At 74.1% G+C, this 26,205-nt stretch carries 28 protein-coding genes; 10 read left to right on the top strand and 18 right to left on the bottom strand.

Going from position 1 to position 26,205, the window contains the following annotated elements:
* Positions 1 to 52: 52 nt before the first annotated feature.
* Complete coding sequence (locus Q6347_RS04655; protein ID WP_304603072.1) at positions 53 to 775, top strand: exonuclease domain-containing protein; 723 nt, start codon at positions 53 to 55, stop codon at positions 773 to 775.
* A 29-nt stretch (positions 776 to 804) separates the two neighbouring features.
* On the opposite strand, the gene guaB is transcribed toward Q6347_RS04655, so the two are convergent.
* Complete coding sequence (gene guaB, locus Q6347_RS04650; protein ID WP_304602496.1) at positions 805 to 2,322, bottom strand: IMP dehydrogenase; 1,518 nt, start codon at positions 2,320 to 2,322, stop codon at positions 805 to 807.
* Positions 2,323 to 2,412: 90 nt separating this feature from the next.
* Positions 2,413 to 3,522: a MerR family transcriptional regulator gene (locus tag Q6347_RS04645; RefSeq protein ID WP_304602497.1), complete on the bottom strand. Its 1,110-nt coding sequence runs from the start codon at positions 3,520 to 3,522 to the stop codon at positions 2,413 to 2,415.
* A gap of 202 nt (positions 3,523 to 3,724) precedes the next feature.
* On the opposite strand from Q6347_RS04645, the gene Q6347_RS04640 reads away from it, so the two are divergent.
* Positions 3,725 to 4,024 (top strand): WhiB family transcriptional regulator, encoded by a 300-nt coding sequence (locus tag Q6347_RS04640; RefSeq protein WP_171246363.1) that lies wholly within the window; start codon positions 3,725 to 3,727, stop codon positions 4,022 to 4,024.
* Between the two features lie 149 nt (positions 4,025 to 4,173).
* Here the strand turns inward: Q6347_RS04640 and groES are convergent, their stop codons facing one another.
* On the bottom strand, positions 4,174 to 4,470 hold the full coding sequence (gene groES, locus Q6347_RS04635) for a co-chaperone GroES (RefSeq protein WP_171246364.1): 297 nt from the start codon (positions 4,468 to 4,470) through the stop codon (positions 4,174 to 4,176).
* 175 nt (positions 4,471 to 4,645) lie between these two features.
* Between groES and Q6347_RS04630 the strand changes: the two genes are divergently transcribed.
* Both Q6347_RS04630 and Q6347_RS04625 read left to right on the top strand, forming a co-directional pair.
* Positions 4,646 to 5,872 carry a class I SAM-dependent methyltransferase gene (locus Q6347_RS04630; protein WP_304602498.1) on the top strand — a complete coding sequence of 409 codons (1,227 nt, stop codon included), beginning with the start codon at positions 4,646 to 4,648 and terminating at the stop codon, positions 5,870 to 5,872.
* Positions 5,873 to 5,918: 46 nt separating this feature from the next.
* Positions 5,919 to 7,076, top strand: a complete 1,158-nt coding sequence (locus Q6347_RS04625; RefSeq protein ID WP_304606783.1) for a glutamate--cysteine ligase — start codon at positions 5,919 to 5,921, stop codon at positions 7,074 to 7,076.
* A gap of 10 nt (positions 7,077 to 7,086) precedes the next feature.
* Here Q6347_RS04625 and tsaD read toward each other — a convergent pair whose 3' ends face one another.
* A complete protein-coding gene (gene tsaD, locus Q6347_RS04620) occupies positions 7,087 to 8,130 on the bottom strand; it encodes a tRNA (adenosine(37)-N6)-threonylcarbamoyltransferase complex transferase subunit TsaD (RefSeq protein ID WP_304606782.1) in 1,044 nt (347 codons plus the stop codon).
* A gap of 105 nt (positions 8,131 to 8,235) precedes the next feature.
* On the opposite strand from tsaD, the gene Q6347_RS04615 reads away from it, so the two are divergent.
* Complete coding sequence (locus Q6347_RS04615) at positions 8,236 to 8,856, top strand: malonic semialdehyde reductase (RefSeq protein ID WP_304606781.1); 621 nt, start codon at positions 8,236 to 8,238, stop codon at positions 8,854 to 8,856.
* 100 nt (positions 8,857 to 8,956) lie between these two features.
* Here the strand turns inward: Q6347_RS04615 and Q6347_RS04610 are convergent, their stop codons facing one another.
* From Q6347_RS04610 to Q6347_RS04585, 6 genes are read right to left on the bottom strand one after another with little or no spacing between them, the layout of a single operon-like run.
* Positions 8,957 to 9,835 carry a sulfurtransferase gene (locus tag Q6347_RS04610; RefSeq protein WP_304606780.1) on the bottom strand — a complete coding sequence of 293 codons (879 nt, stop codon included), beginning with the start codon at positions 9,833 to 9,835 and terminating at the stop codon, positions 8,957 to 8,959.
* Entirely contained in the window at positions 9,832 to 10,383 is a 552-nt protein-coding gene (rimI, locus tag Q6347_RS04605) for a ribosomal protein S18-alanine N-acetyltransferase (RefSeq protein ID WP_304606779.1), read from the bottom strand. Before rimI ends, Q6347_RS04610 begins: the two co-directional genes overlap by 4 nt.
* Positions 10,380 to 11,111, bottom strand: coding sequence for a tRNA (adenosine(37)-N6)-threonylcarbamoyltransferase complex dimerization subunit type 1 TsaB (tsaB, locus tag Q6347_RS04600; RefSeq protein WP_171246370.1), 732 nt, complete (start codon positions 11,109 to 11,111; stop codon positions 10,380 to 10,382). The genes rimI and tsaB overlap by 4 nt, the downstream gene beginning before the upstream one ends.
* 26 nt (positions 11,112 to 11,137) lie before the next feature.
* Positions 11,138 to 11,680 carry a tRNA (adenosine(37)-N6)-threonylcarbamoyltransferase complex ATPase subunit type 1 TsaE gene (tsaE, locus tag Q6347_RS04595; RefSeq protein ID WP_304606778.1) on the bottom strand — a complete coding sequence of 181 codons (543 nt, stop codon included), beginning with the start codon at positions 11,678 to 11,680 and terminating at the stop codon, positions 11,138 to 11,140.
* Positions 11,673 to 12,947 (bottom strand): alanine racemase, encoded by a 1,275-nt coding sequence (alr, locus tag Q6347_RS04590; RefSeq protein WP_304602505.1) that lies wholly within the window; start codon positions 12,945 to 12,947, stop codon positions 11,673 to 11,675. The genes tsaE and alr overlap by 8 nt, the downstream gene beginning before the upstream one ends.
* A 13-nt stretch (positions 12,948 to 12,960) precedes the next feature.
* Positions 12,961 to 13,929: a pseudouridine synthase gene (locus Q6347_RS04585; RefSeq protein ID WP_304606777.1), complete on the bottom strand. Its 969-nt coding sequence runs from the start codon at positions 13,927 to 13,929 to the stop codon at positions 12,961 to 12,963.
* 82 nt (positions 13,930 to 14,011) lie between these two features.
* On the opposite strand from Q6347_RS04585, the gene Q6347_RS04580 reads away from it, so the two are divergent.
* Genes Q6347_RS04580 through Q6347_RS04570 form a run of 3 tightly spaced genes read left to right on the top strand, consistent with a single transcriptional unit; the run spans position 14,012 to position 15,974 of the window.
* Positions 14,012 to 14,635 (top strand): redoxin family protein, encoded by a 624-nt coding sequence (locus Q6347_RS04580; protein ID WP_304602507.1) that lies wholly within the window; start codon positions 14,012 to 14,014, stop codon positions 14,633 to 14,635.
* A 5-nt stretch (positions 14,636 to 14,640) separates the two neighbouring features.
* A complete protein-coding gene (locus Q6347_RS04575; protein ID WP_304606880.1) occupies positions 14,641 to 15,483 on the top strand; it encodes a cytochrome c biogenesis CcdA family protein in 843 nt (280 codons plus the stop codon).
* 8 nt (positions 15,484 to 15,491) lie between these two features.
* Complete coding sequence (locus Q6347_RS04570) at positions 15,492 to 15,974, top strand: glutathione peroxidase (protein WP_304606776.1); 483 nt, start codon at positions 15,492 to 15,494, stop codon at positions 15,972 to 15,974.
* On the opposite strand, the gene Q6347_RS04565 is transcribed toward Q6347_RS04570, so the two are convergent.
* The gene (locus Q6347_RS04565) at positions 15,949 to 16,467 is read right to left on the bottom strand and encodes a GNAT family N-acetyltransferase (protein ID WP_304603074.1); all 519 of its coding nucleotides are present in this window, start codon (positions 16,465 to 16,467) and stop codon (positions 15,949 to 15,951) included. The two genes, Q6347_RS04570 and Q6347_RS04565, sit on opposite strands and share 26 nt — an antisense overlap.
* A gap of 5 nt (positions 16,468 to 16,472) precedes the next feature.
* Positions 16,473 to 18,101 carry an NAD(P)H-hydrate dehydratase gene (locus Q6347_RS04560; RefSeq protein WP_304606879.1) on the bottom strand — a complete coding sequence of 543 codons (1,629 nt, stop codon included), beginning with the start codon at positions 18,099 to 18,101 and terminating at the stop codon, positions 16,473 to 16,475.
* Positions 18,102 to 18,197: 96 nt separating this feature from the next.
* Here Q6347_RS04560 and Q6347_RS04555 point away from each other — a divergent pair, with 96 nt between their 5' ends.
* On the top strand, positions 18,198 to 19,253 hold the full coding sequence (locus Q6347_RS04555) for a TIGR03560 family F420-dependent LLM class oxidoreductase (RefSeq protein ID WP_304606775.1): 1,056 nt from the start codon (positions 18,198 to 18,200) through the stop codon (positions 19,251 to 19,253).
* 93 nt (positions 19,254 to 19,346) lie between these two features.
* Here the strand turns inward: Q6347_RS04555 and Q6347_RS04550 are convergent, their stop codons facing one another.
* From Q6347_RS04550 to glmS, 3 genes are all read right to left on the bottom strand, one after another.
* A complete protein-coding gene (locus Q6347_RS04550; RefSeq protein ID WP_171246377.1) occupies positions 19,347 to 19,697 on the bottom strand; it encodes a holo-ACP synthase in 351 nt (116 codons plus the stop codon).
* A complete protein-coding gene (locus Q6347_RS04545; RefSeq protein ID WP_304606774.1) occupies positions 19,694 to 20,047 on the bottom strand; it encodes a pyrophosphatase in 354 nt (117 codons plus the stop codon). The genes Q6347_RS04550 and Q6347_RS04545 overlap by 4 nt, the downstream gene beginning before the upstream one ends.
* Positions 20,048 to 20,144: 97 nt before the next feature.
* The gene (glmS, locus tag Q6347_RS04540; RefSeq protein WP_171246379.1) at positions 20,145 to 22,043 is read right to left on the bottom strand and encodes a glutamine--fructose-6-phosphate transaminase (isomerizing); all 1,899 of its coding nucleotides are present in this window, start codon (positions 22,041 to 22,043) and stop codon (positions 20,145 to 20,147) included.
* 179 nt (positions 22,044 to 22,222) lie between these two features.
* On the opposite strand from glmS, the gene coaA reads away from it, so the two are divergent.
* Positions 22,223 to 23,182 (top strand): type I pantothenate kinase, encoded by a 960-nt coding sequence (gene coaA / locus Q6347_RS04535; protein WP_304603075.1) that lies wholly within the window; start codon positions 22,223 to 22,225, stop codon positions 23,180 to 23,182.
* Here coaA and Q6347_RS04530 read toward each other — a convergent pair.
* The 3 genes from Q6347_RS04530 to glmM all read right to left on the bottom strand — a co-directional run bounded on the left by Q6347_RS04530 (position 23,168) and on the right by glmM (position 26,097).
* Positions 23,168 to 23,863: a DedA family protein gene (locus Q6347_RS04530; RefSeq protein WP_304606773.1), complete on the bottom strand. Its 696-nt coding sequence runs from the start codon at positions 23,861 to 23,863 to the stop codon at positions 23,168 to 23,170. The genes coaA and Q6347_RS04530 overlap by 15 nt on opposite strands.
* Positions 23,864 to 24,058: 195 nt before the next feature.
* Positions 24,059 to 24,736: a peptide deformylase gene (locus Q6347_RS04525; protein WP_369810803.1), complete on the bottom strand. Its 678-nt coding sequence runs from the start codon at positions 24,734 to 24,736 to the stop codon at positions 24,059 to 24,061.
* The gene (gene glmM / locus Q6347_RS04520) at positions 24,733 to 26,097 is read right to left on the bottom strand and encodes a phosphoglucosamine mutase (protein ID WP_304602512.1); all 1,365 of its coding nucleotides are present in this window, start codon (positions 26,095 to 26,097) and stop codon (positions 24,733 to 24,735) included. Before glmM ends, Q6347_RS04525 begins: the two co-directional genes overlap by 4 nt.
* Between the last annotated feature and the right edge of the window lie 108 nt (positions 26,098 to 26,205).

Here is a 26,205-nt window from a genome sequence, read left to right as displayed (position 1 = left end):
GTCGGTGGCCCGTGGCATCGTCACCGACGTGAGGACACGAGAGGGGATCGACATGGACGACGCCGGCTGGACCGTCGGGCCGCTGCTCGGGTTCGACACCGAGACGACCGGCGTCGACGTGCACCAGGACCGCGTCGTCACGGCGGCCGTCGTGCTCCGCACGCCGCTGACGACCGAGGTCCGCACCTGGCTGATCGACCCCGGGGTCGAGATCCCCGAGGAGGCGGCGGCGATCCACGGGGTGACGACCGAGCACGCCCGCGCGCACGGCGTCGCCCCGGCCGAGGCGCTCGAGGAGATCGCCGCGCTGCTCACCACGCACCTGCGCGAGGACGTCCCGGTCGTGGCCTACAACGCCGCGTTCGACCTGACGCTGCTCGACGCCGAGCTGGCGCGCCACGGCCTGCCGACCCTGCCGGAGCGGCTCGGACGGCCCGTCGCCCCCGTGCTGGACCCGCTCGTGATCGACCGGTGGCAGGACCGGTACCGCCGGGGGAAGCGTCGGCTGGGCGACCTGTGCGAGCTCTACGGCGTGGTCGGCGACGGCGAGCTGCACAGCGCCGACGTGGACGTGCTGGCCACCCTCGACGTGCTGGACGCGCAGGTGCTGCGGTTCCCCGACCTGCGCTCGGTGGCGCTCGACGCCCTGCACGCGGCGCAGCGCGACGCCCACCGCTCGTGGGCGGAGAACTTCAACGCCTGGCGCGACCGCAAGGGTCTGCCGGGACCCGGCGCGTCCACGTCCTGGCCCACCACACCGCGCGCCGCCGGCTGACCGGACGGCGGCCGCGCCGCCGGGCGAGGTCAGCCGACCTTGTAGTTCGGCGCCTCGACGGTCATCTTGATGTCGTGCGGGTGGGACTCCGCCAGCGAGGCCGAGGTGATCCGCACGAACTTGCCCTTCTCCTGCAGCTCCGGCACGGTGCGCGCACCGACGTAGAACATCGTCTGGTGCAGCCCGCCGACGAGCTGGTGGGCCACGGTCCCGAGCGTGCCCTTGTAGGGCACCTGGCCCTCGACACCCTCGGGCACGATCATGTCGTCGCTCGTGACCTCCGCCTGGAAGTAGCGGTCCTTCGAGTAGGACTTCTTGCCGCGCGAGGACATCGCGCCCATCGAGCCCATGCCCCGGTAGGCCTTGAACTGCTTGCCGTTGATGAGGATGGTCTCGCCGGGCGACTCCTCCGTGCCGGCGAGCATCGACCCGAGCATGACCGTCTCGGCGCCGGCCACGAGGGCCTTGCCGATCTCGCCCGAGTGACGCATGCCGCCGTCGGCGATGACCGGGACCCCGGCCGGGCGCGCGGCCCGCGACGCCTCGTGGATCGCGGTGATCTGCGGGACGCCGACGCCGGTCACCACGCGGGTGGTGCAGATCGACCCGGGGCCGACGCCGACCTTGACGGCGTCCGCGCCGGCGTCGACGAACGCCTGGGCCCCGTCCTGGGTGGCCACGTTCCCGCCGATGACCTGGACGTGGCGCGTCGCCGGGTCGGACTTCAGCGCGCGCACCATGTCGATGAGCATGCGGACGTTGCCGTGGGCCGTGTCGGCGACGAGCACGTCGACACCGGCGTCGATGAGCGTCGTGGCCCGCTGCCACGCGTCACCGAAGTAGCCGATGGCGGCACCGACGAGGAGCCGGCCCTGGGAGTCCTTGGAGGCGTTGGGGAACTGCTCGGACTTGACGAAGTCCTTGACCGTGATGAGGCCGGCGAGGCGTCCGTCGTCGTCGACCAGCGGGAGCCGCTCGAGCTTGTGCTTGCGCAGCAGGGCGGTGGCGTCCTCGCGGGAGATGCCGGCGTCGCCGGTGATCAACGGCTGCCGGGTCATGACGTCGGCGACGGTCGTCTCCGCCCACTCGGCCACCGGGGTGAAGCGCAGGTCGCGGTTCGTGACGATGCCGACGAGACGGCCGGCCTCGTCCAGCACGGGGAACCCGGAGACCCGGTACTCCCCCGCCCGCTGGTCGAGCTGCTCCAGGGTGGCGTCCGGACCGATCGTCACGGGGTTCGAGATGATCCCCGTCTGCGTCCGCTTGACCAGGTCCACCTGGTACGCCTGGTCCTCGATCGAGAGGTTGCGGTGCAGCACGCCCAGACCGCCCTGCCGGGCCATCGCGATGGCCATCCGGGACTCGGTCACCGTGTCCATCGCGGCGGAGACGAGCGGGGTCCGTAGCGAGATCTCCCGCGTCAGGCGCGAGGTGGTGTCGATGTCCGAGGGCGCCAGGTCCGAGTAGCCGGGCAGCAGGAGGACGTCGTCATAGGTCAGCCCCAGGAAGCCGAACGGATCGTGGGCGGGCGAGGTCGTCTCCGTCATGTCCCGAGTCTACGGCGCGCACGGAGGGGTCAGCCGCGGTCTCCGTCACACCGCGGCGCCTCCCGCCGACGCCCCGGCCGGCCGGCCGGGTCAGGCGCCGATGACCGCCAGGACCTCGTGCAGCAGGCCGGTGAAGGAGCGCACGCGCTGGACCTGGGCGGCCAGCGGCAGCTCGCTGGCGGCGTCGTCCCGTCGCAGCCCGACGAAGATCGGCAGCTCGGGGAACCCGTCGTGCACGGCGTGCACGACGTCGAGGTCCGGTCGACGCTGCCCGGTGGCCAGGACCAGCGCGGCGGGCCGCACCATCGTGACCAGCTCCAGGGACCGCCGGGCACTGGCCGGCCCGGTGACGATCCGCGCCGTCTTGCCCTTGGCCGTCAGCGCGGCGGCGAGGGCGTGCGCGGACAGCGGCACGGTCTCGTCGGGACCCGCGAAGATGAGCACGATGTTGCGCATCCGGCTGGGGTGGTTGGCCGGCGGCCCGCCGTTCTGGACCACGGACTGCTCGAAGGCCTCGGTGAAGGATCGCAGCGCCTGCAGCGCGGCCGTCGCGAGGACGATCTCGGGGACGGCGCCGGGCCCGGCCAGCACGGTCCGCTCGGCCACGCGGCTCCACGCCGGTTCGAGCAGCTGCGCCCACCAGGCGGCGGGGTCGCCGTGCGGCGGGATGCGCACCAGGTCGTCGCACCGCGCCTGGTCGTAGGCGAGCGCCGCGTCCACCACGGCGGAGACCCTGCCGGACGCCTGCTGCCCCTGCTGCGCGCCGGCGCCGCGGCCTCCCTGGCCGCCACCGGGCAGCGCCCGCAGGTGGGCCCGCCCTGCTCGGGCGGCGGAGTCCGCCGAGTCCGCGGACTCCTCGGCCTCGTCGGCGGCCGCGTCCTCGGGCGGGCTCGGCGGCGCGGACCGACGGGCCTCCTCGAGCTCGTCGACGTCCGCCTCGAGGGCGGCCTGGGCGGCGTCGACGGGGGCGACGCCCTCGAGCGTGAGCCGTCGCATGACGAGCAGCCGGGCGACGTCCTCGGGGGTGTAGCGCCGGTGGGAGCCGGCCGTGCGGTCCGAGGGGCCGAGACCGTAACGACGGTCCCACGTGCGCAGCGTGGCGGGGGCCACGCCGAGGCGCCGCGCGACGGCCGCGACCGCGAGCCCGGGGCCGGACGGACGCGTAGCCCCGGCATCCTGGACGGGTCGCGAACGGGTCATGCGTCGATTCTGCCCAGGGGTTCCCGGGACCGCCACCGCGCCGGGTGGCCCGTCTCACCTTGAGTCCGAATCGATCATCGAACCTGGTCATGAAGCGATAGCAAGCGGTTCAGGCCCTGGTCACCCCTTTTCACCCACACCCACTTCAATCGGGTCGACCTGCTACTTGAACAACTTCTGCACAACTTGTAGGTTGTTCGCCATGACGGAGATCTCGCGGTTGCCAGGACCGGTTATGGAGTTGTGGGAGTGGCAGTACCAGGGGTCGTGCCGTGACGCGGACGACACCCTCTTCTTCCACCCCGAGGGTGAGCGCGGATCCACCCGCCGACGACGCGCGGAGGCCGCCAAGGCGATCTGCCGCAGCTGCCCGGTGATGATGGAGTGCCGCGAGCAGTCGCTGCGGGTCCGGGAGCCGTACGGCGTCTGGGGCGGCCTGAGCGAGGACGAGCGGTCGGCGATCCTCAGCGGTCGCGACCGCGAGCACAAGAAGGCGAGCTGAACCGACCTCGGTCGACGGCCGGTCGCACCCCCTCGCCCGCGCCCCCGTCCGAGCAGACGACGAGAGCCCCGCACCGGATCGGTGCGGGGCTCTCGTGCGGGGAGGGGGACCCGGCCGTCAGGCCAGGGCTCCCGCCCGGCGTCGCGGCGTCAGCCGACGACGACGGCGAGGATGTCGCGCGAGGACAGGACCAGGTAGTCCTCCCCGGCGTACTTGACCTCGGTGCCGCCGAACTTGCTGTAGATGACCTTGTCGCCGACCTTCACGTCGACCGGGACGCGCTCGCCCTTGTCGTTGAAGCGGCCGTCACCCACGGCCAGGACCTCGCCCTCCTGGGGCTTCTCCTTGGCGGTGTCCGGGATGACCAGGCCGGAAGCGGTCGTGGTCTCGGCCTCGACGGCCTTGACGACGATCCGGTCCTCGAGCGGCTTGATGGGGACCGACACGTCGGACCTCCTTGTTCGCGATGACTAGCGTTGACTGGGTCGCGCCCGGCCGCTGTCCGTCGTCGCGGGTGCCGGCACAGCGCGTGCGCTGGGACCAAATCTAGGCAGCCCTTAGCACTCTGACAAGTCGAGTGCCAGAAGCGGTCCCGTCGGGACGGCCTGAGAGCATGGACGGATGGACGTGGCCTCGCTCAGCAAGCTTCTCAGCCCCGAGGGCTGGACCCTGCTCAACGACCTCCCCCCGTACGAGGAGTCGCAGGCCATGGCCCTGGCGACGCGGATGCGCGCCGAGGGTGTCGATCCGGACCTCGCGGCCGCGGCCCTCACGCAGTCCCGGCTCCGCGCCCGTGCCCGGGCCAAGCTCGGCCCGTTCGCCGACGGGATGCTGTTCACGCCGGACGGGCTGGAGCAGGCGACCCGGCTGACCGTCGCCGCCGTGCACGCCCGCCGGTACCTGGCCGCGGAGGTGCACAAGGTCGCCGACCTGACCTGCGGTCTCGGCGCCGACGCCCTCGCCTTCGCGGGCGTGGGCCTGCAGGTGCTGGCCACCGACGTCGACGAGGTCACCGCCGCGCTGGCGACCGTGAACCTGCGAGCCTTTCCCGAGGCCGAGGTCCGCCACGGGGACGGGCTGGCGCTGGACCTGGTCGCCGAGGGCGTCGACGGGGTGTACGCCGACCCGGCCCGCCGGACGCGCGGCGGCCGGCGCGTGTTCGACCCGTCGGCCTGGGCCCCGCCGCTGGACGCCGTGTGGGGGCTGCGGGACCAGGTCCCCGCCGTCGGCATCAAGGTCGGCCCCGGCATCGGCCATCAGGGCCTGCCCGAGGACGCCGAGACCCAGTGGGTCTCCGTGGACGGCGACGTCGTCGAGGCCGGCCTGTGGTTCGGGCCCCTCGCCCCCGACGGCCCCGGACGCTCCGCCCTGATCCTGCGCACCGAGGACGGCGGCACCGTCTCGCGGCTCGTGCGTCCCGGCGCCGAGGGCGTCGACCTCGCCCCCGACGTCGGGGCGGTCGGCTCGTACCTGTACGAGCCGGACGGGGCCGTGGTCCGCGCCGGGCTCGTCGCGCACGCCGCCGCCGAGCTCGACGGCCGGCTGGTGGACCGGACCATCGCCTACGTCACCACCGACGCCCCGGCGGCGGCGCCTCCCCCGGGCACCGCGCCGCTGGCCACCGGCTACCGGGTGCTGGACGTCATGCCGTTCAACCTCAAACGGCTCAAGGCCTACCTGCGCGAACGGGGCGTCGGCCGGCTGACCGTGAAGAAACGCGGCACCGCCGTGACCCCCGAGCAGCTGCGGGCCCAGCTCTCCCTCCGGGGGGACGCCGAGGCCACGCTGGTGCTGACCCGCGTCGCCGGGCGTCAGCACGTCCTCGTGGTGGAGCCGCTGGGGGGCTGATCCCGGCCCCGTGGTGCACCGCCACCACGCGTGGAAGCATGGCTGCATGGTCCTGGAGTTCCAGCCCTCCCGGCGATCGAGCGTCGGCCTCGAGTGGGAGCTGGCGCTCGTCGACGCCGACTCCGGCATCCTGCGCCAGGTGGCCCCTGCCGTCATGGCCGAGCTCGGCCCCGACGCGCGGGCCCGGCACGTCAAGCCCGAGTTCCTGCGCAACACCGTGGAGATCGTCTCGGACGTGTGCGCCACCGTCCCCGGGGCGATCGCCGACCTCGAGAACGGGCTCGCCCGGGTCCAGGAGGTCATCCGCCCCATGCGGGCCGAGCTCATGGGTGCCGGCACCCACCCCTTCGCGCCCTGGTCGCAGCAGCAGGTGACCGACAAGGAGCGGTACGCCACCGTGGTCGACCGCGCCCAGGTCTGGGGCCGCCAGCAGGTGGTCTACGGCGTGCACATGCACGTCGGCGTCGAGGACCGGGCCAAGGTGCTGCCCATCCTGCGCTCGCTGCTGGTCCACGTCGCGCACCTGCAGGCGCTCTCGGCGTCGTCGCCGTACTGGGACGCCGCCGACACCGGCTACGCCTCGATGCGTGCGCTGCTGTTCCAGCAGCTGCCGACGGCGGGGCTGCCCTACCAGTTCACCGAGTGGAGCGAGCTGGAGCGGTACACCGCCGACATGCTCAAGACCGGCGTCATCGACGACTTCACCGAGGTCCGGTGGGACGTGCGGCCCGCCCCGCACTTCGGCACCGTCGAGGTCCGCATCTGCGACGGCACGTCCAACGTGACCGAGCTGGCCTCGCTCGCGGCCCTGGTGCACTGCCTGGTCGAGCACTTCTCGACGCTGCTCGACGAGGGCCGGCCGCTGCCGACGATGCCGCGGTGGTTCGTCCACGAGAACAAGTGGCGGGCGGCCCGCTACGGCATGGACGCCATCATCATCCTGGACGCCGACGGGAACGAGGAGCTCCTCACCGACGCGCTGCCCCGGCTGCTCGAGGAGCTGGCCCCCGTGGCCGAACGTCTCGGCTGCGCCCCGGAGCTCGACCGGATCCGGGACATCGTCCGCCACGGCGCCTCCTACCAGCGCCAGCGCGCCGTGGCCGCGGCGCACGGCGGTGGCCAGACCGGGCTCGAGGCCGTGGTGCGCTCCCTGGTGGCCGAGCTGCACGCCGGCCACCCGCTGACGCCGTCCGCCGCGGAGTGACCCGCGGCCGCTAGACCGTGATGGTCGTCAGCGGCATCGAGGAGTCCACCCCGATGTCCAGGTCCGACGGCGGCAGCCCCGCCCGCACGACGGCGGAGCCCAGCGCGGCGATCATCGCCCCGTTGTCGGTGCAGTAGCGGATCGGGGGGATGCGCAGGTCGATCCCCGCCGCGGCGCATCGCTCGGCCGCCATGTCCCGCAGCTGGCTGTTGGCCGAGAACCCGCCGCCGATGATGAGGGTCCCGACGTCGTGGGCACGGCAGGCCGCGATGGTCTTGGCGGTGAGCACGTCCGCGACGGCGGCGGCGAAGGAGGCCGCGACGTCGGCCACGGGGACCTCCTTGCCGGCGTCCTGCCGGGCCTCGACCCAGCGGGCGACGGCCGTCTTGAGGCCGGAGAAGCTGAAGTCGTAGGCGTGCTTGGCCTGGTCCTTCGGCGCCGTCAGGCCGCGGGGGAACCGGATCGCCTCCGGGTCGCCCTCGCGCGCGAGCCGGTCGATGTGCGGGCCGCCCGGGTAGGGCAGCCCGAGCAGCCGCCCGACCTTGTCGAAGGCCTCCCCCGCGGCATCGTCGAGCGTCGAGCCGAGCTCGGTGACGTCCGTGGCGATGTCGTCGACGAGCACCAGCGAGCTGTGGCCGCCGGAGACGACCAGCGCCATCGACCGCTCGGTGAACGGCCCGTCGACGAGCTGGTTCACCGCCGCGTGCCCGATGACGTGGTTGACGCCGTACAGCGGCTTGCCGAGACCGATCGAGAGCGCCTTGGCCGCGCTGGCACCGATCGTCAGCGGGCCCACCAGGCCAGGACCGGCGGTGACCGCGACGGCGTCGATCTCCGACAGGTCGACGTCGGCCTCGCCGAGCGCCCGCCGGATCGTGGGGGTCATCGCCTCGAGGTGGGCACGGCTGGCCACCTCCGGGATGATGCCGCCGTAGCGGGCGTGCTCGTCCATGGAGCTCGCCACGGCGTCGAACAGGAGCTCGTCTCCGCGCACCAGGGCGACACCGGTCTCGTCGCAGGACGTCTCGATGCCGAGGACCAGGGGATCAGCCATGGCCCACATTCTGTCACCACCGCCGGCCCCGCTCCGGAACCGTCGTGACCAACGCCACGCCGGCCGCCAGGAATCATGCGAACGCATGGACGGTTCCCCACGGACATGACCGACACCCTGCTCGAGACCGCCACCCTCGCCGTCGACGAGGCGTCCGCCGACCGCCTCTTCCGTCACGCCCGCTCCACCTCGCAGTGGACCGGCGCCGAGGTCACCGACGCTCAGCTGCAGGCCGCGTGGGACCTGGCCAAGCTCGGTCCGACCGCGATGAACACCCTGCCCCTGCGCCTGCTGGTCGTGCGCAGCCCCGAGGCGAAGCAGCGGCTGGTCGAGCACATGGGCGGCGGCAACAAGGCGAAGGTCGAGGCCGCGCCGGTCTCCCTCGTCCTGGCCGCCGACCCGGCCTTCCACGAGCACCTCGACGAGCTCTTCCCGGTCTACCCCGGGATCCGCGAGCAGCTCGCCCCGGCGACGGAGGTCCGCGAGCAGATGGCGCGCAAGAACGCCCTGCTGCAGGCCGGGTACCTGATCGTCGCGCTGCGCGCCGCCGGTCTCGCGGCCGGGCCCATGGACGGCATGGACGCCGACGGCATCGACCGGGAGTTCTTCGCGGAGTCCGGCTGGCGGTCGCTGATGGTCGTCAACGTCGGCGAGGCCGACGGCGAGGGCTCGCCGCACCCCCGCGGGCCGCGCCTCGACCTGGGGCAGGTCTCCCGCACCCTCTGAGACCGCCCTCTGCTGTGGGTATGAGATCGGCAGCCCCGGACGGGTTCGGGGCTGCCGATCTCATACCCACAGCGTTGTCGCGGGTGCTGGGAGCCCTGCGTCAGGAGACGGCGACCGGGCGGCCCGGGTCGTTCGACCACTGGGACCAGGACCCCGGGTAGAGGGCCGCCGGCACGCCGATCGACGCCAGGGCGGCGATCTCGTGCGCCGCGGTCACCCCGGACCCGCAGTAGACGCCCACCGTCGCGTCCGGCCTCACCCCGAGGGAGGTGAACCGGGCACGCAGCTCCGCCTCGCTGCGGAAGGCGCCCTCGTCGTCCAGGTTCTCCGTCGTCGGCGCCGAGACGGCGCCCGGGATGTGGCCCGCCTGCGGGTCGACGGGTTCGACCTCGCCGCGGTACCGCTCGGCGGCCCGGGCGTCGAGGAGCACACCCGAGGTCGCCAGGTCCGCCGCGTCGTCGGCGTCCAGCACCGGCATGCCCCCGGGGTGCGCCACCATGTCGCCGGGCACCCGGCGGGTGATCCCGACCTCGAGGGGGTGGCCCGCCCGGCGCCACGCCTCGAGCCCGCCGTCGAGGATGCGCACGGCGTCGTGACCGAACCAGCGCAGCAGCCACCACGCCCGGGCGGCGGAGGTGCCGCCCACCTCGTCGTACACCACGACGCGGGAGTCGGAGCAGACACCCCACCCCCGGGCGGACTCCTGGAACTCCGCGGCGGACGGCAGCGGGTGCCGTCCGGCCTCCGGCGACGGCACCGCGGCGAGCTCGGCCTCGAGGTCCACGTAGACCGCACCCGGCAGGTGACCGGCCTCGTAGCGGTCCAGACCGTCGGTCCGGCCCAGCGCCCAACGCACGTCCAGCAGCAACGGCGCGCCGCCGAACGGGTCCTGCAGGCCGCCGAGCTGCAGGTCGGCGGCGACCGTGTCCGCGTCGACGAGCACCCGGTCACGTGCCGGGGACGTCACCCGGCGCGTCACGCGGCACCGCCGGCACCGGTCGTCGCCCGCGTGCCCGGCGAGGGGTCCTCGGGGACCGACAGGTCCAGACGCATCGTGTAGGCGTCCGTGCCCTCCGGCTGGTAGTAGCGCTTGCGGAGGCCGAGCTGCTCGAACCCGAACTGCCCGTAGAGCGCGAGCGCGCTGTCGTTGTCCACGGCGACCTCGAGCAGCAGCGCCTCGGCACGCAGCTGTCGCGACCGGTCCACGAGAGCCTGCAGGAGTCGCCGGCCCACGCCGCGCCCCTGGTACTCACGGGCCGTGCCGATGGTCATCACCTGGGCGACGTCACCGTCGAACCACAACCCGGCGTACCCGACCACGGGACGTCGTCCCGGCCCGAGCCCCACGGCGTCCGGACCGTCGAGCTCCGCCACGACGTACCAGCGCCCGAGCCCGGCCAGCTCGTCGGCCAGCATGCCGTACGTCCACGCCCCCGGTCCGAACAGCTCGTGCTCGAGCTGGAGGATCCGGTCGAAGTCGCTGCTCACCAGCGGCCGCAGCCGCACCGACACGGGACGGTCCGTCATGCCGCTCCCCCGGTGGCGCGCTTGGCCCCGGCCGGCTCCTGCACGTCCGGACGGCGCAGGTACAGCGGCTCGGTCGGCTGGTCGACGCCCTCGGCCCGACGGGCCAGGGCCAGCCGGGCGAGCACGGTCGCGTCCGGCAGGACGGGGGCGTCCTCGTCGGCCACCAGGTGGTCCGGGTAGAGACCCGCACCCTCGCCCACGACGGCGAGCCGGGCGCCGTCCGCCGTCGGCGGGTCGAGCTGGGAGGCCGCCACGTCGGCCGCCCGGCCGACCTCCGGACCGCGCTCCACCGCGACGACCGGCACACCGTGCGGACCTTCGTGCGCCACGACGCGGTACCGGGCCCAGTAGACCTCCTTGCGCCGCGCGTCGGTGGCCACGAGCACCTCGTCGCCGGGGTCGAGGCCGAGGTCGGCGACGGCCTCCACCGCGAGCGCGTCGATGCTCGGCACGCCGAGGACGTCGATCCCCAGGCTCAGCGCCAGCGTGCGGGCCGTGACCAGCCCGACGCGCAGACCGGTGAACGGTGCGGGTCCGGTGCCACCGACGACGGCCGTCAGGTCGGTGCGCTCGAGCCCCGCCGCGGCCAGGGCGTCGGCGATGAGGGGGGCGAGGGACTCGGCGTGCCGTCGGCGCTCGTCGGCGTTGCGGACGGCGAGGCGGCCACCGTCGTCGTCGACCACGGCGACGGAGACGGCGGCGGAGGTGTCGATCGCGAGAACAGCCACGGGACCAGCCTACGGCGAGCGGGGGATCAGCTCGGGCGCGGGCGCGGCACCAGGCGGGTGAGGTCGACGCCGGCCCAGCGCGGGCCCACGGCGCGCACCGTGGCGCGCCGGACACCGGCCTCGGGGTGCTCCGGGTCCACCTCGCCGCCGCGAGGCCGCTGCAGGTCGACCTCGAGACGGTCCTCGGTGAGGGCCTCGGCCAGCCCGCGGCCCCACTCGACGACGGTCACCGACTCGTCGAGGGAGGAGTCCAGGTCCAGGGCGTCCAGCTCGTCCAACCCGCCCAGCCGGTAGGCGTCCACGTGCACCAGCGCCGGACCGGTCGTGCCGTCCTGGCGCCGCAGCGGCGGGTGCTCCCGGGCGACGATGAACGTCGGGGACGCGATCTGCCCCCGCACGTTCAGCGCCCGGCCCAGGCCCTGGGTGAGGGTGGTCTTGCCCGCTCCGAGGTCACCGGTGAGGATCACCAGGTCCCCGGCGCGGAGCAGGCCGGACAGGGCTCCGCCCAGCGCCCGGGCGTCCGCGGCACCCGGCAGCTCCAGCTCCACCTGCGCGACGACGTCACTCACGGCTCTGCCTCTCTCCTTCGGGGTCGTCTCCGGTCGGGGCCGGCGCGGGCGTGCCGATCGCGCCCGTCCCGGCCGCGGGGACGTACACGCGGGGCACGCGCGGCGCCAGCCGCGTCACGATCTCATAGCTGATGGTCCCGGCGGCCTCGGCCCAGTCCTGGGCGTTCGGCAGCGGCGACCCGTGCGCCACCCCGTCCGAGGCGCCGAACAGGGTCACCAGGTCGCCGGCGCGTTCGGTGGCACCGGGCCCGAGGTCCAGGACGAACTGGTCCATGCAGACCCGCCCCGCCACCCGCAGCACGCGGGCGGTGGCCCCGTCGCCGACGGCCACGGGCGCTCCCGGGCTGCCGGCACCGCCGGAGCCGTGCCGGGGGACGCCGTCACCGTACCCCAGCGGGACGAGCCCGACGGTCGTGTCCTGCGTCGTGGTGTAGGTGTGACCGTAGGAGACGCCCTCGCCGGCGGCCACCTGCTTGACGTTGGCCAGCCGCGACTCGAGAGTCATCGCCGGCCGCAGCCCGAACCGTCCCGGCGGGCCGACGCCCGGGCCGGGCGAGTTGCCGTACACGGAGATCCCGGGGCGGACGAGGTCGTGATGCAGGTCCGGGCGGGTCAGGGTCGCCGCGGAGTTCGCCAGGTGCCGCACCTCGGGGCGCAGCCCGGCCCGTGCGACCTGCGCCAGCGCGCCGTCGAACGCCGCGCCCTGGCGGTCGATCGACGGGTGTCCGGGTTCGTCCGCGCAGGCCAGGTGGGAGAACACACCGACGACCCGCAGCTCGCCCGACGCCTCGAGCTCGGCGGCCCGGCGGACCACCGCCGGCAGGTCGCGCATCGCGACACCGTTGCGGGACAGCCCCGTGTCGACCTTGACGTGCACCCGGGCGGTCCGCCCGGCCGCGCGCGCCCCGGCCGCGACCTCCTCGAGCGCCCACGGCGCCGCCACGGTCACGTCCACGTCCGCGGTGATCAGCTCGGCGAACGGCGCCCCGGGCACGAGCAGCCAGACCAGCACGCGAACGTCGGTGTCGAGCCCCGCCCGCAGGGCGATCGCCTCCTCGGCGGTCGCCACACCCAGCCACGTCGCCCCGCCGGCCAGCGCGGCGCGGGCCGCCGGGAGCATCCCGTGTCCGTAGCCGTCGGCCTTGACGACCGCCATGAGGTCCGCCGACGGCGCGTGGCCGCGCAGCGCGCGGACGTTGTCGCGGATCGCGTCGAGGTCGACGATCGCGCGGGCAGGGGTGCCGTCGGCGAAGGCGGGAGTCGTCACGGTGGCGATTCTCTCACTGGCCCGTGGGCCAGTCGCCCAGCCGACGGCGGGAGGTGAACGTGCGCCGCTCCCCGGTCAGCGGGTCGTCGAACCTCAGCGAGCGGGCCAGCAGCTGCAAGGGTTCACCGCGGTCGTCCGCGCCGTCGTCGGCCCCGGCCCGCAGCACGGGCCAGAACGGGTCGTGCCGGATCGGCAGCCCCAGACCGGCCATGTGCAGCCGGAGCTGGTGCGTCTTGCCGGTGTGCGGCTCGAGGCGGTACAGCCCCAGCCCTCGCCGCTCGTCGCGGTCCACCAGGTCGATCCACGACTCGGCGTTGGGCTCGCCGGGCACCTCCTCGGCGCGCACGACGCCGCGGCGCTTGACGATGCGCGAGCGGACCGTGCGCGGGAACCCGGTGCCGTCGGACCCGTCCGGCAGCGGGGCGACGGCCTCGTACACCTTGCGGACGCGCCGCTCCTGGAAGACGAGCTGGTAGGGCCCGCGGACCTCGGGCCGGACCGTCAGCACCAGCACACCCGCCGTCGGGCGGTCGAGGCGGTGGGCGGGGACGAGGTCCGGCAGGTCCAGCTCGCGCCGCAGCCGCGTCAGCACCGTCTGGGTGACCCAGCGGCCGCGCGGCATGGTGGCGACCCGGTGCGGTTTGTCGACCACCAGCAGGTTCTCGTCCCGGTGGAGCACCTCGAGGTCCGCGAGCGCCGGCACGGCGGGTCCGTCGGCCGGCGGGTCCCGGTACAGGTAGAGGAACCCCCGCGGTTCGTAGGGGGTGTCCCGCGTGACGGGTGTGCCGTCCCCCGTGACGACCTCGCCCGCGGCCAGCTTGTCCCGCAGCCGGTCGGCGTCGTCGGGGAACCGCGCCAGCAGGTACCCGGCGGCCGTGGCGTACCGCGCCACGGCGGCGTCGTCGTGCGGCAGCACGAGCCGGGTGGGGTTCAGGCCGTCCCGCACCGGCAGGGGCGGGACGTGCTTGCGCGGGGACGGCATGGCACCCATTCTCGCGCGCCGTCATGACCCCGTAAGGCGCCGGACCCTGGGCAGGGGCCCGGCCCCGGCACAGACTGGGGGCATGCGAACGACACGAGGTGCGGCGACGGCCGCCGTGACCCTGACCCTCCTGCTCGCGGCGGGGTGCGCCGCCGAGGAGGACACCTCGGCGGGCGGGGCGTCGACCACCACCGAGATGTCGGAGGGGTCGGCAGACGCGGAGATGTCCGGTCCCGAGGACGACGCAGCGGCCGAGGAGGAGATGTCGGAGGGCGAGGACGCCGGCGACATGGCGTCGGGCGATGCCGCGCCGGTGTACGACTTCTCGGCCACCACGCTCGAGGGCGGGACGTTCGAGGGCAGCGAGCTGGCCGGGGCGCCGGCGGTGCTGTGGTTCTGGGCACCGTGGTGCCCGACCTGCATCGGCCAGATCCCCACCGTCACCGGCCTCGCCGAGGAGTACGACGGCGAGGTCGCGGTGGTCGGCGTGGGCGGCCTGGACGATGCCGAGACGATCCGTGAGATGGCCGAGAACGACATCGCCGGGCCGACCCACCTCGTCGACGACGCCGGTGAGGTCTGGCAGCACTTCGGCATGACCCAGCAGTCGACGTTCGTCGTCCTGGACGCCGAGGGCGAGGTCGTCCTCGAGGGTCAGGTGCCGGGCTCCGAGCTCGAGTCCGTCGTCGCCGAGCTCGCAGGTTGAGCGTCGTGCTCGACGGGGCGTTCGCGCTCGCGCTCGGGGCCGGGCTGGTCGCGGCCGTGAACCCGTGCGGGTTCGCGCTGCTGCCCGCCTATCTCGCGACGCTGGTCCGGCCCGACGACGGCCGGGCCGCCGCCGTCGGCCGTGCGCTGCGCTCGACCGCGGCGCTCACCCTCGGGTTCGTCGCGGTGTTCGGCGCCTTCGGGCTGGTCGTCGCCCCGGTCGCCAGCTCGGTCCAGCGCTGGCTGCCCGTGTTCACCCTGGTGCTCGGGGTCGTGCTCGCCGCGGCGGGGGTCTGGGTCCTGACGGGGCGCGAGCTGCCGGGTCTGCGACTGCTGCGCACCGGGTCCGGGCGGCCGCTCACGGACCGGTGGTGGTCCGTCGTCGGGTTCGGGGCTTCCTACGCCCTGGCGTCGCTCACCTGCACGATCGCCCCGTTCCTCGCCGTGGTCGTGACGGCCTTCCGCGCCGGGTCGGTGGCAGAGGGTGTGGCCCTGTTCGCCACCTATGCGGCCGGCATGGCCCTGCTCGTCGGCACGGCCGCCGTCGTCGTCGCCGTGGCCGGTGCCGGAGTGGTCTCCCGCGCCCGGGGGGCGGGACCGGTGCTCGCCCGGGTCGGGGGCGGGATCCTCGTCGTCGCGGGGCTGTACGTCGCCTGGTACGGGTTCTGGGAGCTGCGCGTGCTGCACGCCGGGGCCGGCACGGACCCGGTGGTCGAGGGTGCCGCCGCCGTCCAGCGGTGGCTGGCCTCGGCGGCGGAGGGGCTCGGCTGGGTCGGGCTGCTCGTCGTCCTCCTCGTGGTGCTGGCCTCGGTGGGGGGCCTGACCTGGTGGCGCCGGCACCGGGCATGATGGGGCCCATGGACCTCTACGACATCCCCTTCGACCGGATGGACGGCAGCACCGCGACCCTGGCCGAGCACCGCGAGGACGTGGTGATGGTCGTCAACGTCGCCTCGCGCTGCGGCCTGACCCCCCAGTACACGGCCCTGGAGCAGCTGCAGCAGAAGTACGCCGACCGCGGCTTCACGGTCGTCGGGTTTCCCAGCAACCAGTTCTTCCAGGAGCTGTCCAGCGACGAGAAGATCGCCGCGTTCTGCTCCGCCACCTACGGGGTGACGTTCCCGGTGGTCTCCAAGGTCAAGGTCAACGGCCGGAAGGCCCACCCCCTGTACCAGGAGCTGACGAAGACCCCGGACGCGGGCGGCCACGACGGCCGCATCCGCTGGAACTTCGAGAAGTTCCTCGTGCTGCCCGGGGGCGAGGTGCGCCGCTACGCCCCCCAGACCGTGCCGGACGACCCCGAGATCGTCGAGGTCATCGAGGCCCACCTCCCGCGCTGATCCCGCAGGGGCCGGGCAGGTCGGCCGCCAGCAGCACGCCGACACCGCCGGCGAACCGCACGCCGTGCAGCACCGGGGCGCGCACCACCTCGTGGAAACCCCAGCGCCGGTGCAGCGCGAGCGACGCGGTGTTGCGGGCGTTGGCCAGGTAGAACACCCGGGCGGCCCGGCCCGCGAGCCAGTCCATCCGGGTGGCGGTCAACGCCGTCCCGACGCCGCGGCGCCGCCAGGCCGGGGTCACGGTCACCCCGCCCAGGTAGTGCCCGGCCGGCGCGACGCCGTCCGTCCAGCGGAACAGGTGGGTCTTGGCCCAGCCGATCACGGCCCCCTCCGCCTCGGCGACCAGGACGAGACGTTCCGGGTCGGGCACCGCCGCGCGGACGCCGTCGAGCAGCTCGGCACGACCGGCCGCCTCCTGGACCTCCTCGATCGCCGGCACGTCGCCCTCGTGGGCCGGGCGGACGGTCACCGCTGCGACCGAGTCCGCGGTCATCTCGGTCACCGGAGCCCGAGCAGCGTGGACACCGTGCCCGGCACGGCCTCGGCGACGTCCAGGGCGGCGACGGGGCCGCCGGGGTTGGCGCGTTCGGCGGCGAACCCGTGGACCAGCGCGGCCGCAGCCGCGACCTCGGCGGCGAGCGCCGGCCGCTCGACGACGTCGGTCGCGCGCGCGGCGAGCATCGTGCCCAGGATCCCCGCGAGCACGTCCCCGGCACCGGCCGTGGCGAGCCATCCCGGGGCGTCCGCCTGGGCCCAGGCGCCCTCGGTGCCGGCGACGACCGTCACCCCGCCCTTGAGCAGCACCGTGGCCCCGGTGAGCTCGTGGGCGCGTCGCGCCCAGCGCAGAGGCGCCGCCTCGACGTCGTCCCGGTGGACGTCCTCCCCCCGGGACCGCAGCAGACCCGCGAGCTCACCGGCGTGCGGGGTGAGGACGAACCACGGCGGGCTGGACTCCCCCAGCAGCGGCAGACCGCCCGCGTCGACGACGGCGGGCACCGGTCCGTACGGCATCCCCGGCAGGTCGCCCCGTGCCACCGCGAGGGCGCCCCGGCCGCGGTCGTGCTGCCCGTCGTCCGCCGGGTCGTCGCGGTCGCGCGTGGTGGGGACACCGGGCCCGACCACCCACGCCTGGACACGTCCCGTGGCGGTGACGACCTCGGGACGCGCCGCGAGGACCGCCCGGGCCACGGCGTCGGAGCCGCGGTAGCGCACCATCCCCGTGCCGGTGCGCACCGCGGCGGAGGCCGCGAGCACCGCGGCACCCGGGTACGTGGCGGTGCCGGCGACGAGCCCGACGAGCCCGCGGGTGTACTTGTGGTCGGACGGGCCGGGGACCGGCCAGGAGACGGCGACGTCGGCGGCCTCCAGGCGCCGCACCGCCGGCGGACCGACGGGCTCGAGGCCGATGTCGACCACGGTGACCTCGCCGACCACCCGGGCGGCGGGTGGCAGCAGCAGACCGGGTTTGGCGACGCCGAAGGTGACCGTGCGGTCCGCCGCCAGCACCGGTCCGGGCAGCGTGCCGTCGTCCACCCCGATCCCGGAGGGGAGGTCGACCGCGACCACCCACGGCCGCCGCTCCCGCTCTCGACCAGCCCCTGGTGCTGTGGGTATGAAATCTGCAGGATCGGAACGTTCCGATCCTGCAGATCTCATACCCACAGCGAGGCGGGAGACGAGAGCCGTGACGAGGTCGGCGGCCGGTCCACGCAGGGCCCCGCGGGCACCGATGCCGAGCAGCCCGTCGAGCACGACGTCGGCGGCCGACACCTCGGCCGCCACCGCCGGGGCGCGGTCGGGTGCCGCGGCCAGCTCGACGACGCGTCCCCCGGCGCCGCGCAGCGCGGCGAGCCCCTCGCTGTGGACCCGCTCGGCGGTGAGCACCGCCGTCACCGCGACGCCTCGCCGGGCCAGCACGGCGCCCGCGTGCAGCGTGTCGCCACCGTTGTTCCCGGCACCGACCAACAGGGCGGCCCGCGCCCCGCGGACGTGCCGCCGTCGGGCCCGCAGGTCGGCAAGGACCTGCGTCGCCAGGGCGAAGGAGGCGCGCTCCATCAGGGGCGTACCCGCCGCGAGGAGCGGCTCCTCGGCGGCACGGACGTCGTCGGCGGACCACGCGGAGATCATGCCGTCGATCATGCCGTCTCCCCCGGTCGACTCGCAGCGGCGCCACGCGACGGTGCCGGACGGCGCCCGGCTCGGTGGAGGAATAGGCTCGGCGGCATGCGATTCGGACTCTTCATCCCGCAGGGCTGGCGGATGTCGCTCACGGACGTCCCGCCGGAGCAGCACTGGGAGACGATGCTCTCCCTCCTCCACTACGCCGACAACGCCGCCGCGGGCGAGGCGGTCCCGGGGGGTGAGTTCGCCTGGGAGTCGGTCTGGGTCTACGACCACTTCCACACGGTGCCGGTGCCCAGCACGGAGGCCACCCACGAGGCCTGGTCGCTGATGTCGGCCTTCGCGGCGGCCTCCCAGCGGGTGCGCCTGGGCCAGATGTGCACCTGCATGGCCTATCGCGAGCCCACCTACCTGGCGAAGGTCGCCTCCACCGTCGACGCGATCTCCGGCGGCCGGGTCGAGATGGGCATCGGCGCCGGCTGGTACGAGCACGAGTGGCGGGCCTACGGCTACGGCTTCCCGTCGGCCGGCGAGCGCCTGCGCGCGCTCGACGAGGGCGTGCAGATCATGGCGAACATGTGGCGCACCGGCTCCTCCGGCACCTTCGAGGGCGAGCGCTACCAGGTCGACGGCGCCCGGTGCTACCCGCAGCCGCTGCAGAAGCTGCCCGTCGGTGACGGCGGCGCCGAGGTCCCGAGCATCCCGTTGTGGATCGCGGGCGGCGGGGAGAAGAAGACGCTGCGCACCGCCGCGAAGTACGCGCAGTACACGAACTTCTCGGGCGAGCCGGAGGCCTTCGACCACAAGTCCCGGATCCTGGAGCAGCACTGCGCCGACGTCGGCACCGACTTCGGGGCGATCACCCGCTCGGCCAACTACAACGTGGTGATCGGCGAGAACCAGGCCGAGATCGACGACAAGCTGGCCTGGGTCGAGTCCCACTTCTCGCGGTACGCCCCCGGCGAGCCCGGGGAGCGGGAGATCGCCAACTGGCGCAACGGCCCGCTGGTCGGCACCCCGGAGCAGATCGTCGAGACGCTCCAGGACCTGAAGTCGCGCGGCATGACGTACGCGATCACGTACTTCGCCAACGCCGTCGGGGACCGCGACCAGATCGAGCTGTTCCAGCGGCAGGTCGTCCCGGCGCTCCAGGACTGATCCCCCGCCCTCGCCCCCTCCGCCGAACATGCCCGGGCGGCCCGTCGGCTTCGCCGGACGGACACCGGCGGCATGGTCGGCGGGGCGGGGAGGTCAGTCCTCGGCGACCACCATCGCCGAGGAGATCCCGGCGTCGTGCGAGATCGACAGGTGCCAGCGCCGGATCCCCAGCTCGTCGGCCCGGGCCTGCACCGAGCCGCGCAGCTCGACCTGCGGCGGCCCGCCGACCACCCGGTGCACGGTCGCGTCGTGCCAGTGCATGGTGCCCGGGGCGCCGAGGGCCTTGGCGATGGCCTCCTTGGCCGCGAACCGCGCCGCCAGGGACGACGCCGGCAGGTCGCGCTCGGCCTCCGTGAACAGCTTCTCCCGCAGCCGCGGGGTCCGCTCCAACGTGGCCATGAACCTCTCGACGTCCACGACGTCGATCCCCACCCCGATGATCACCGGCGCACACCCTCCTCGTCCTGCGGCTCCACCAGGTGCCGCCAGCGGAACCACTTGCGCTGCACCTCGGCGTCGAGGTCGGCGTCGAACCGGCGCGCCACGAGCAGCAGCATCCCGAGGACGTCGGCCAGCTCCGCGCGGAAGGCCGCGTCGACCGCGGCCGCGTCCTCGCCCCGGTCGCGCGAGCGCCCCGAACGCGCCAGGTAGGCCTGGGTCAGCTCCCCGACCTCCTCGTGGAGCTTGAGGACGAGCCAGTCGTCCGAGCGCGGCACGTCGAACACGCGCTCGTAGACCCGCGAGATGATCTCGATCTCGTCCGCGAGCCCTGCGAGGGTCCGTGCGTCGCCCATGGTGCCGATCATGCCCTCCCGGCGGCCGGTCCGGCGAGAGCAGGCCGGACGGCGCGGTGCTCGGCGGGACGGCGCGTCCGCCCCGCCGGCACCCGCGTCACTCGACCGTGACCGACTTGGCCAGGTTGCGGGGCTGGTCCACGTCCAGGCCCTTGGCGCCGGCGAGCGCCATCGCGAAGATCTGCAGCGGCACCACGGCCAGCAGCGGCTGCAGCAGCGACGGGGCCTGCGGGATCCAGAAGATCTCGTCGGCGTACTTGCGCACCTCGTCGTCGCCGTCCTCGGCGATCACCAGCGTGCGCGCGCCGCGCGCCCGGATCTCCTGGATGTTGGAGACCACCTTGGAGTGCAGCTGGTCGCGGCCCCGCGGCGACGGCACGACGACGAAGACCGGCTGACCCTCGTCGATGAGCGCGATGGGGCCGTGCTTGAGCTCGCCGGCCGCGAACCCCTCGGCGTGGATGTAGGCGAGCTCCTTGAGCTTGAGCGCCCCCTCCATCGCCACGGGGTAGCCGACGTGCCGGCCGAGGAACAGGACCTTGTCGGCGGCCTCCATCGAGCGTGCGGTGGCCCGCACGTACTCGCCGCGCTCGATGACCGTCTGCACCTTGCGGGACATGTCGCGCAGCTCGTCGAAGAGCTGGGCGACCTCGTCGGGGAACTTGTTGCCGCGCAGCTGGGCCAGGTACAGCCCGAGGATGTAGGCCGCGGTGATCTGCGCCAGGAACGCCTTGGTCGAGGCGACGGCGATCTCCGGGCCGGCGTGCGTGTACAGCACGGCGTCGGACTCGCGCGGGATCGTCGAGCCGTTCGTGTTGACGATGGCGAGCACCTTGGCACCCTGCTCGCGGGCGTGCCGGACGGCCATCAGGGTGTCCATCGTCTCGCCGGACTGCGAGATCGCGACCACCAGGGTGCGCTCGTCGACGATCGGGTCGCGGTAGCGGAACTCGTGGGCGAGCTCGACCTCCACCGGGATGCGGCACCAGTGCTCGATGGCGTACTTGGCGACGTGGCCGGCGTACGCGGCCGTCCCGCAGGCGATGACGATGATCTTGTCGACGCTGCGCAGCACGGCCTCGTCGATGCGCAGGTCGTCGAGGATGATGCGGCCCGCCGCGTCCGTGCGGCCGAGCAGCGTGTCGGCGACGGCGTGCGGCTGGTCGTGGATCTCCTTGTCCATGAAGGAGTCGAAGCCGCCCTTCTCGGCGGCGGCCGCGTCCCAGTCGACGGTGAACCGCTTGCCCTCGGCGGGGTTCCCCGCGAAGTCGGTGACGGTCACCGCGTCCGGGGTGATCGTGACGATCTGGTCCTGCCCCAGCTCGAGGGCCTCCTTCGTGTGCTCCACGAACGCGGCGACGTCGGAGCCGAGGAAGTTCTCGCCCTCCCCGAGCCCGACCACGAGCGGCGAGTCGTGCCGCGCCCCGACGACCGTCGTGGGGTCGTCGGCGTGCACGGCGAGCAGCGTGAAGGTGCCGTCGAGCTGCCGGGCCGTGGCCGCCATCGCGGCGGTGAGGTCCCCGGTCGTGCGGTACTCGCGGGCCAGGAGCTGTGCGGCGACCTCGGTGTCGGTCTCGGAGAGGAACTCGACGCCGCTCGCCGTGAGCGCCTGCCGCAGGGCGCTGAAGTTCTCGATGATGCCGTTGTGGATGACGGCGAGCCGGTCGCCGTCGGCCAGGTGCGGGTGGGCGTTGGTGTCGGTGGGGCCACCGTGCGTGGCCCACCGCGTGTGCCCGATCGCGGCGGTCGCGGGGGGCAGGGGGTGCAGGGCGATCTCGCCGACCAGGTTGTCGAGCTTGCCGGACTTCTTGGCGAAAGCCGCCACGTCCCGCCCGGGGCCCACCAGCGCGACCCCGGCGGAGTCGTAGCCCCGGTACTCGAGCCGCTTCAGCCCGGCGAGGGCGACTTCCAGCGGGCGCTCGTTCGCGCCCAGGTCTCCGGCGACGGCGTCCGCTCCTGCAGAGCGCGCCCCGGCGTATCCGACGATGCCACACATGCCGCGGAGTCTACCCGCGCACCCGGTCCGCGCCGGTGCCCGCGGGACCCGGACGAGACCCGGCGGCGGCACCTGCCGGGGGCCGGATTGTCGGCATCGCCCCCGTCTCGGGCAGAATCGTTCCTGTGACCTTCGCGAGCCAGTCCAGCCCGGCGGGCGCCCCGGTTCCGCCGCACCCGCTGAGCGAGCACCTGTCCCGGTTCGCCCCCGTCTCGCCGTACGTCGACTTCGACCGGGCGGCGTGGAGCCGGCTGTCCGAGCAGACGCCGCTGCCGCTCACCGACGAGGACGTCGAGCGGTTGCGGGGCCTCGACGACCCGATCGACCTGGCCGAGGTCGACGCCATCTACCGGCCGCTGTCCCGGCTGCTCAACCTGTACGTCACGGCGACCGGCGGGCTGCACCGGGCGACGTCGACCTTCCTCGGCGAGGACCCGCCCCGTACCCCGTACGTGATCGGTGTCGCGGGGTCGGTCGCGGTGGGCAAGTCGACGACGGCACGCGTGCTGCGCGAGATGATGGCGCGCTGGCCCGAGACGCCGCACGTCGAGCTGATCACCACCGACGGGTTCCTCTACCCGAACGCCGAGCTGGAGCGGCGCGGTCTCATGACGCGCAAGGGGTTCCCCGAGTCCTACGACCGCCGTGCGCTCATCCGGTTCCTGTCCCGGATCAAGGCGGGGCAGGCCGAGGTCCGCGCCCCGGTGTACTCCCACGTGACCTACGACATCGTGCCGGGCGAGCGGACCGTCGTGCGCCGCCCCGACGTGCTCATCGTCGAGGGCCTCAACGTGCTGCAGCCGGCACGGTACTCCTCGATCGACGAGTCGACCGTCGCGGTCAGCGACTTCTTCGACTTCTCGATCTACGTCGACGCCCGCACCCGCACGATCCGCCAGTGGTACGTGGACCGCTTCCTCAAGCTGCGCCGCACGGCGTTCAGCCGACCCGAGTCCTACTTCCGCCGCTACGCCGAGCTGTCGGACGCCGAGGCGACGCAGCGGGCGCTGCACATCTGGGAGACGATCAACGCCGTCAACCTCGAGCAGAACGTCCTGCCGACCCGCAGCCGCGCCACGCTCGTCATGAGCAAGGGTGCGGACCACTCGGTCCAGCGGGTCCGGCTACGCAAGCTCTGAGTCGTCGGCGCCGACGCCGACCTCCTGCGGCAGCGGCGCCTGCTCGCGCATCTCCTCCAGCACCTCTTCGCGCGGGGTGAAGAGCTGGACGACCCGGTCGACGAGGAGGCCGAGCAGCCCGCCGCCGACGACCCCGACCGCCATGGCCAGCAGCGGGTCGTGCCCGAGCACGCCCGCCGCGGCGACGCCGATGAGGGTCGAGTAGGCCGACCAGAGCACCGCGGCGATGCCGGAGAAGATCATGAACCGGCGCTGCGGGTAGCCGACGGCGCCGGCCGTCATGTTGACCGCGACGCGGCCCACGGGGATGTAGCGGGCGGCGATGATGAACACCGCGCCCCGACGGGCCAGCGCCCGGCGCGCCCACGAGACGGCCTTCCGTCCGCGGCGGGAACGCAGCATGCCGATCCGGTCGGTGCCGACCCGTCGGCCGAGGACGTAGGCGAGGTTGTCGCCGCACCAGGCGCCGATGCCGGCGATGGGGATGATCAGCCACAGCCAGGGCAGGCCGGTGGCCTGGGCGGAGATCACGAGGGTGACGAGGACCGACTCGCTGGGCACCGGGGGGAAGAAACCGTCGATGAAGGCCGACGCGAACATGGCCGGGTAGATCCACACCGACGCGGCGATCTCGAGGATCCATCCCTCGATCTGCCCCAGCAGCGTCGTCAGTCCTGGCACGCGATCCCTCGGTTCGTCGGCCGGGCGGTCCCGGTGTCCCGTGGCACCGTCCGGTGCCCGGGAACCAGCGTAGGGGGCCCGGCGGGCCGGGGCCGTCCCCCGACGCCCTCGGGAGCGCTCGCGCCACGAACGTTCACAGGGGATTCACGGACCCGTCCCGCGACCTCGACGAGCAGCCCCGCAGGGCGGGCCCCCTCACCGGTCGGGCAGCTCGAACCCGAGCGCCCGCGCGGCGCGACCGGGGTCCGGGTCCGCGCCGAAGTGCCGCAGCAGGTTCTCGGTCGTGGCCAGCGACCGCGTCTCGGCCCGGTCGAGGTAGAGCCGGCCGGCGAGGTGGTCGGTCTCGTGCTGCACGATGCGCGCCGGCCACCCGGACAGGACCTCCTGCACGGGTGCGCCGTGCTCGTCGCGGCACGTCAGCCGGACGTGCCGGGGCCGCGCCACGACCGCCTGCCAGCCGTCCACGGACAGGCATCCCTCGTAGAACGCGGCGTCCGGCGCCGGGGCGTCCTCGCCCACGGGCTCGTAGCGCGGGTTCACCAGCACGCGGTACGGCAGCGGCCCCCGGTCGCGCGGGTCGTCGGGGACCCCGGCGTCCTCGCAGACCGCGATCGCCAGCCCGATGCCGATCTGCGGGGCGGCGAGGCCGACGCCCGGTGCGGCGTGCATGGTGCGGCGCATCGCCTCCAGCAGCCGCGGCAGGACGTCGCCGAGCTGACCGGTGTAGGGCGCCGCCGTGCGGCGCAGCACCGGGTCCCCGGCCTGGACGACCGGCAGCACGCCGGGCTGCTCGGGCTGCCGGTCGGCCACGTCGAGCAGGTCGGCGACGGCCGCGGCGAGCTCCGGCACGACGGGGCCCGGCCAGCCGGTCACAGGGCGAGCTGCTCCCGCACCACGGCGGCGAGCCGTTCCGCGACGCCGTCCGCCTGCGCCTGGCTGGCGGCCTCGACCATGACCCGGACGACCGGCTCGGTGCCCGAGGGGCGCAGCAGGACACGGCCCGTCTCGCCGAGGACCGCCTCGGAGGCCGCCACGGCCTCGACCACGCGCTCGTCGGTGCTCGCGCGGGTCTTGTCGACGTCCTTGACGTTGATCAGCGTCTGCGGCAATCGCGGGATCTCGCCCGCGAGGTCGGCCAGGCGCTTGCCGGAGGCCTTGACGCGTGCGGCCAGGTGCAGGGCGGTGAGCACGCCGTCACCGGTCGTGGCGTGCTCGGCCAGGATGATGTGCCCCGACTGCTCACCACCGAGGCCGAAACCGCCCGCGCGCATGTCCTCCAGCACGTAGCGGTCGCCGACGGCGGTCTGGCGCGTGGTGATCCCGGCGTCACGCATGGCCAGCAGCAGGCCGAGGTTGCTCATCACGGTGACCACGAGGGTGTCGTGCGGCAGATGCCCGTCCTCGCGCAGCGACTTGGCCAGGATGCCGAGGATCTGGTCCCCGTCGACGAGCACACCGCCGTGGTCGACGGCCAGGCAGCGGTCGGCGTCGCCGTCGAAGGCCACGCCGAAGTCGGCCTCGGCGGCCACGACCACGGCCTGCAGCTGCTCGGGGTGCGTCGAGCCGGCCTTCTCGTTGATGTTGCGGCCGTCGGGGCTGGCGTTGATGACCACGACGTCGGCCCCTGCCTCGCGCAGGGCCTCGGGGCCGACCTGGCTGGCGGCGCCGTTGGCGGCGTCCACGGCGATGCGCAGGCCGTCCAGCGGCCGGTGGTCGGGCGTCGTGCCGATGCTGGCCGTCACGTGGTCGACGTACTCGCGGGTCGCCAGGCCGGCGTCGGTCCGCATCCGGCCGACGTCGGCTCCGGTGGGCCGCACCCGGCTGGTGCCCAGGAGCGCCTCGATCTCGTCCTCGACGCCGTCGTCCAGCTTCCGTCCCCCGCGGGCGAAGAACTTGATGCCGTTGTCCGGCATCGGGTTGTGGGAGGCGGAGACCATGACGCCGAGGTCGGCCTGCATGGCGCTGACGAGGTAGGCGAGCGCGGGGGTCGGGACCACGCCGAGGTCGACGACGTCGACGCCCGACCCGGCGAGCCCGGCCGAGACCGCGGCCGACAGGAACTCGCCCGAGGCGCGCGGGTCCCGCCCGACGACCGCCTTGGGGCGGTGCCCGACGGTGTCGGTGCGCCGGCCGAGCACGTCGGCGGCCGCGCTGCCCAGGTCGAGCGCGAGCTCGACGGTCACGTCACGGTTGGCCAGGCCACGGACACCGTCCGTGCCGAAAAGTCGTCCCATCAGTCCTCCTTGGACACCCGGTCGATCCTAGTCGGCGTGGCGGGGTCCGCCGCGCCGGTCCCGGTGACGAGGGGTCGCCGGGCACGCGAACGGCCCCGTCGGGCGGAC

Source organism: Isoptericola sp. b408, from assembly GCF_030588085.1.
Lineage (GTDB): Bacteria > Actinomycetota > Actinomycetes > Actinomycetales > Cellulomonadaceae > Isoptericola > Isoptericola sediminis.
Note: the sequence above shows the minus strand (reverse complement) of the source record. Positions and strands in the feature narration are given on the sequence as shown.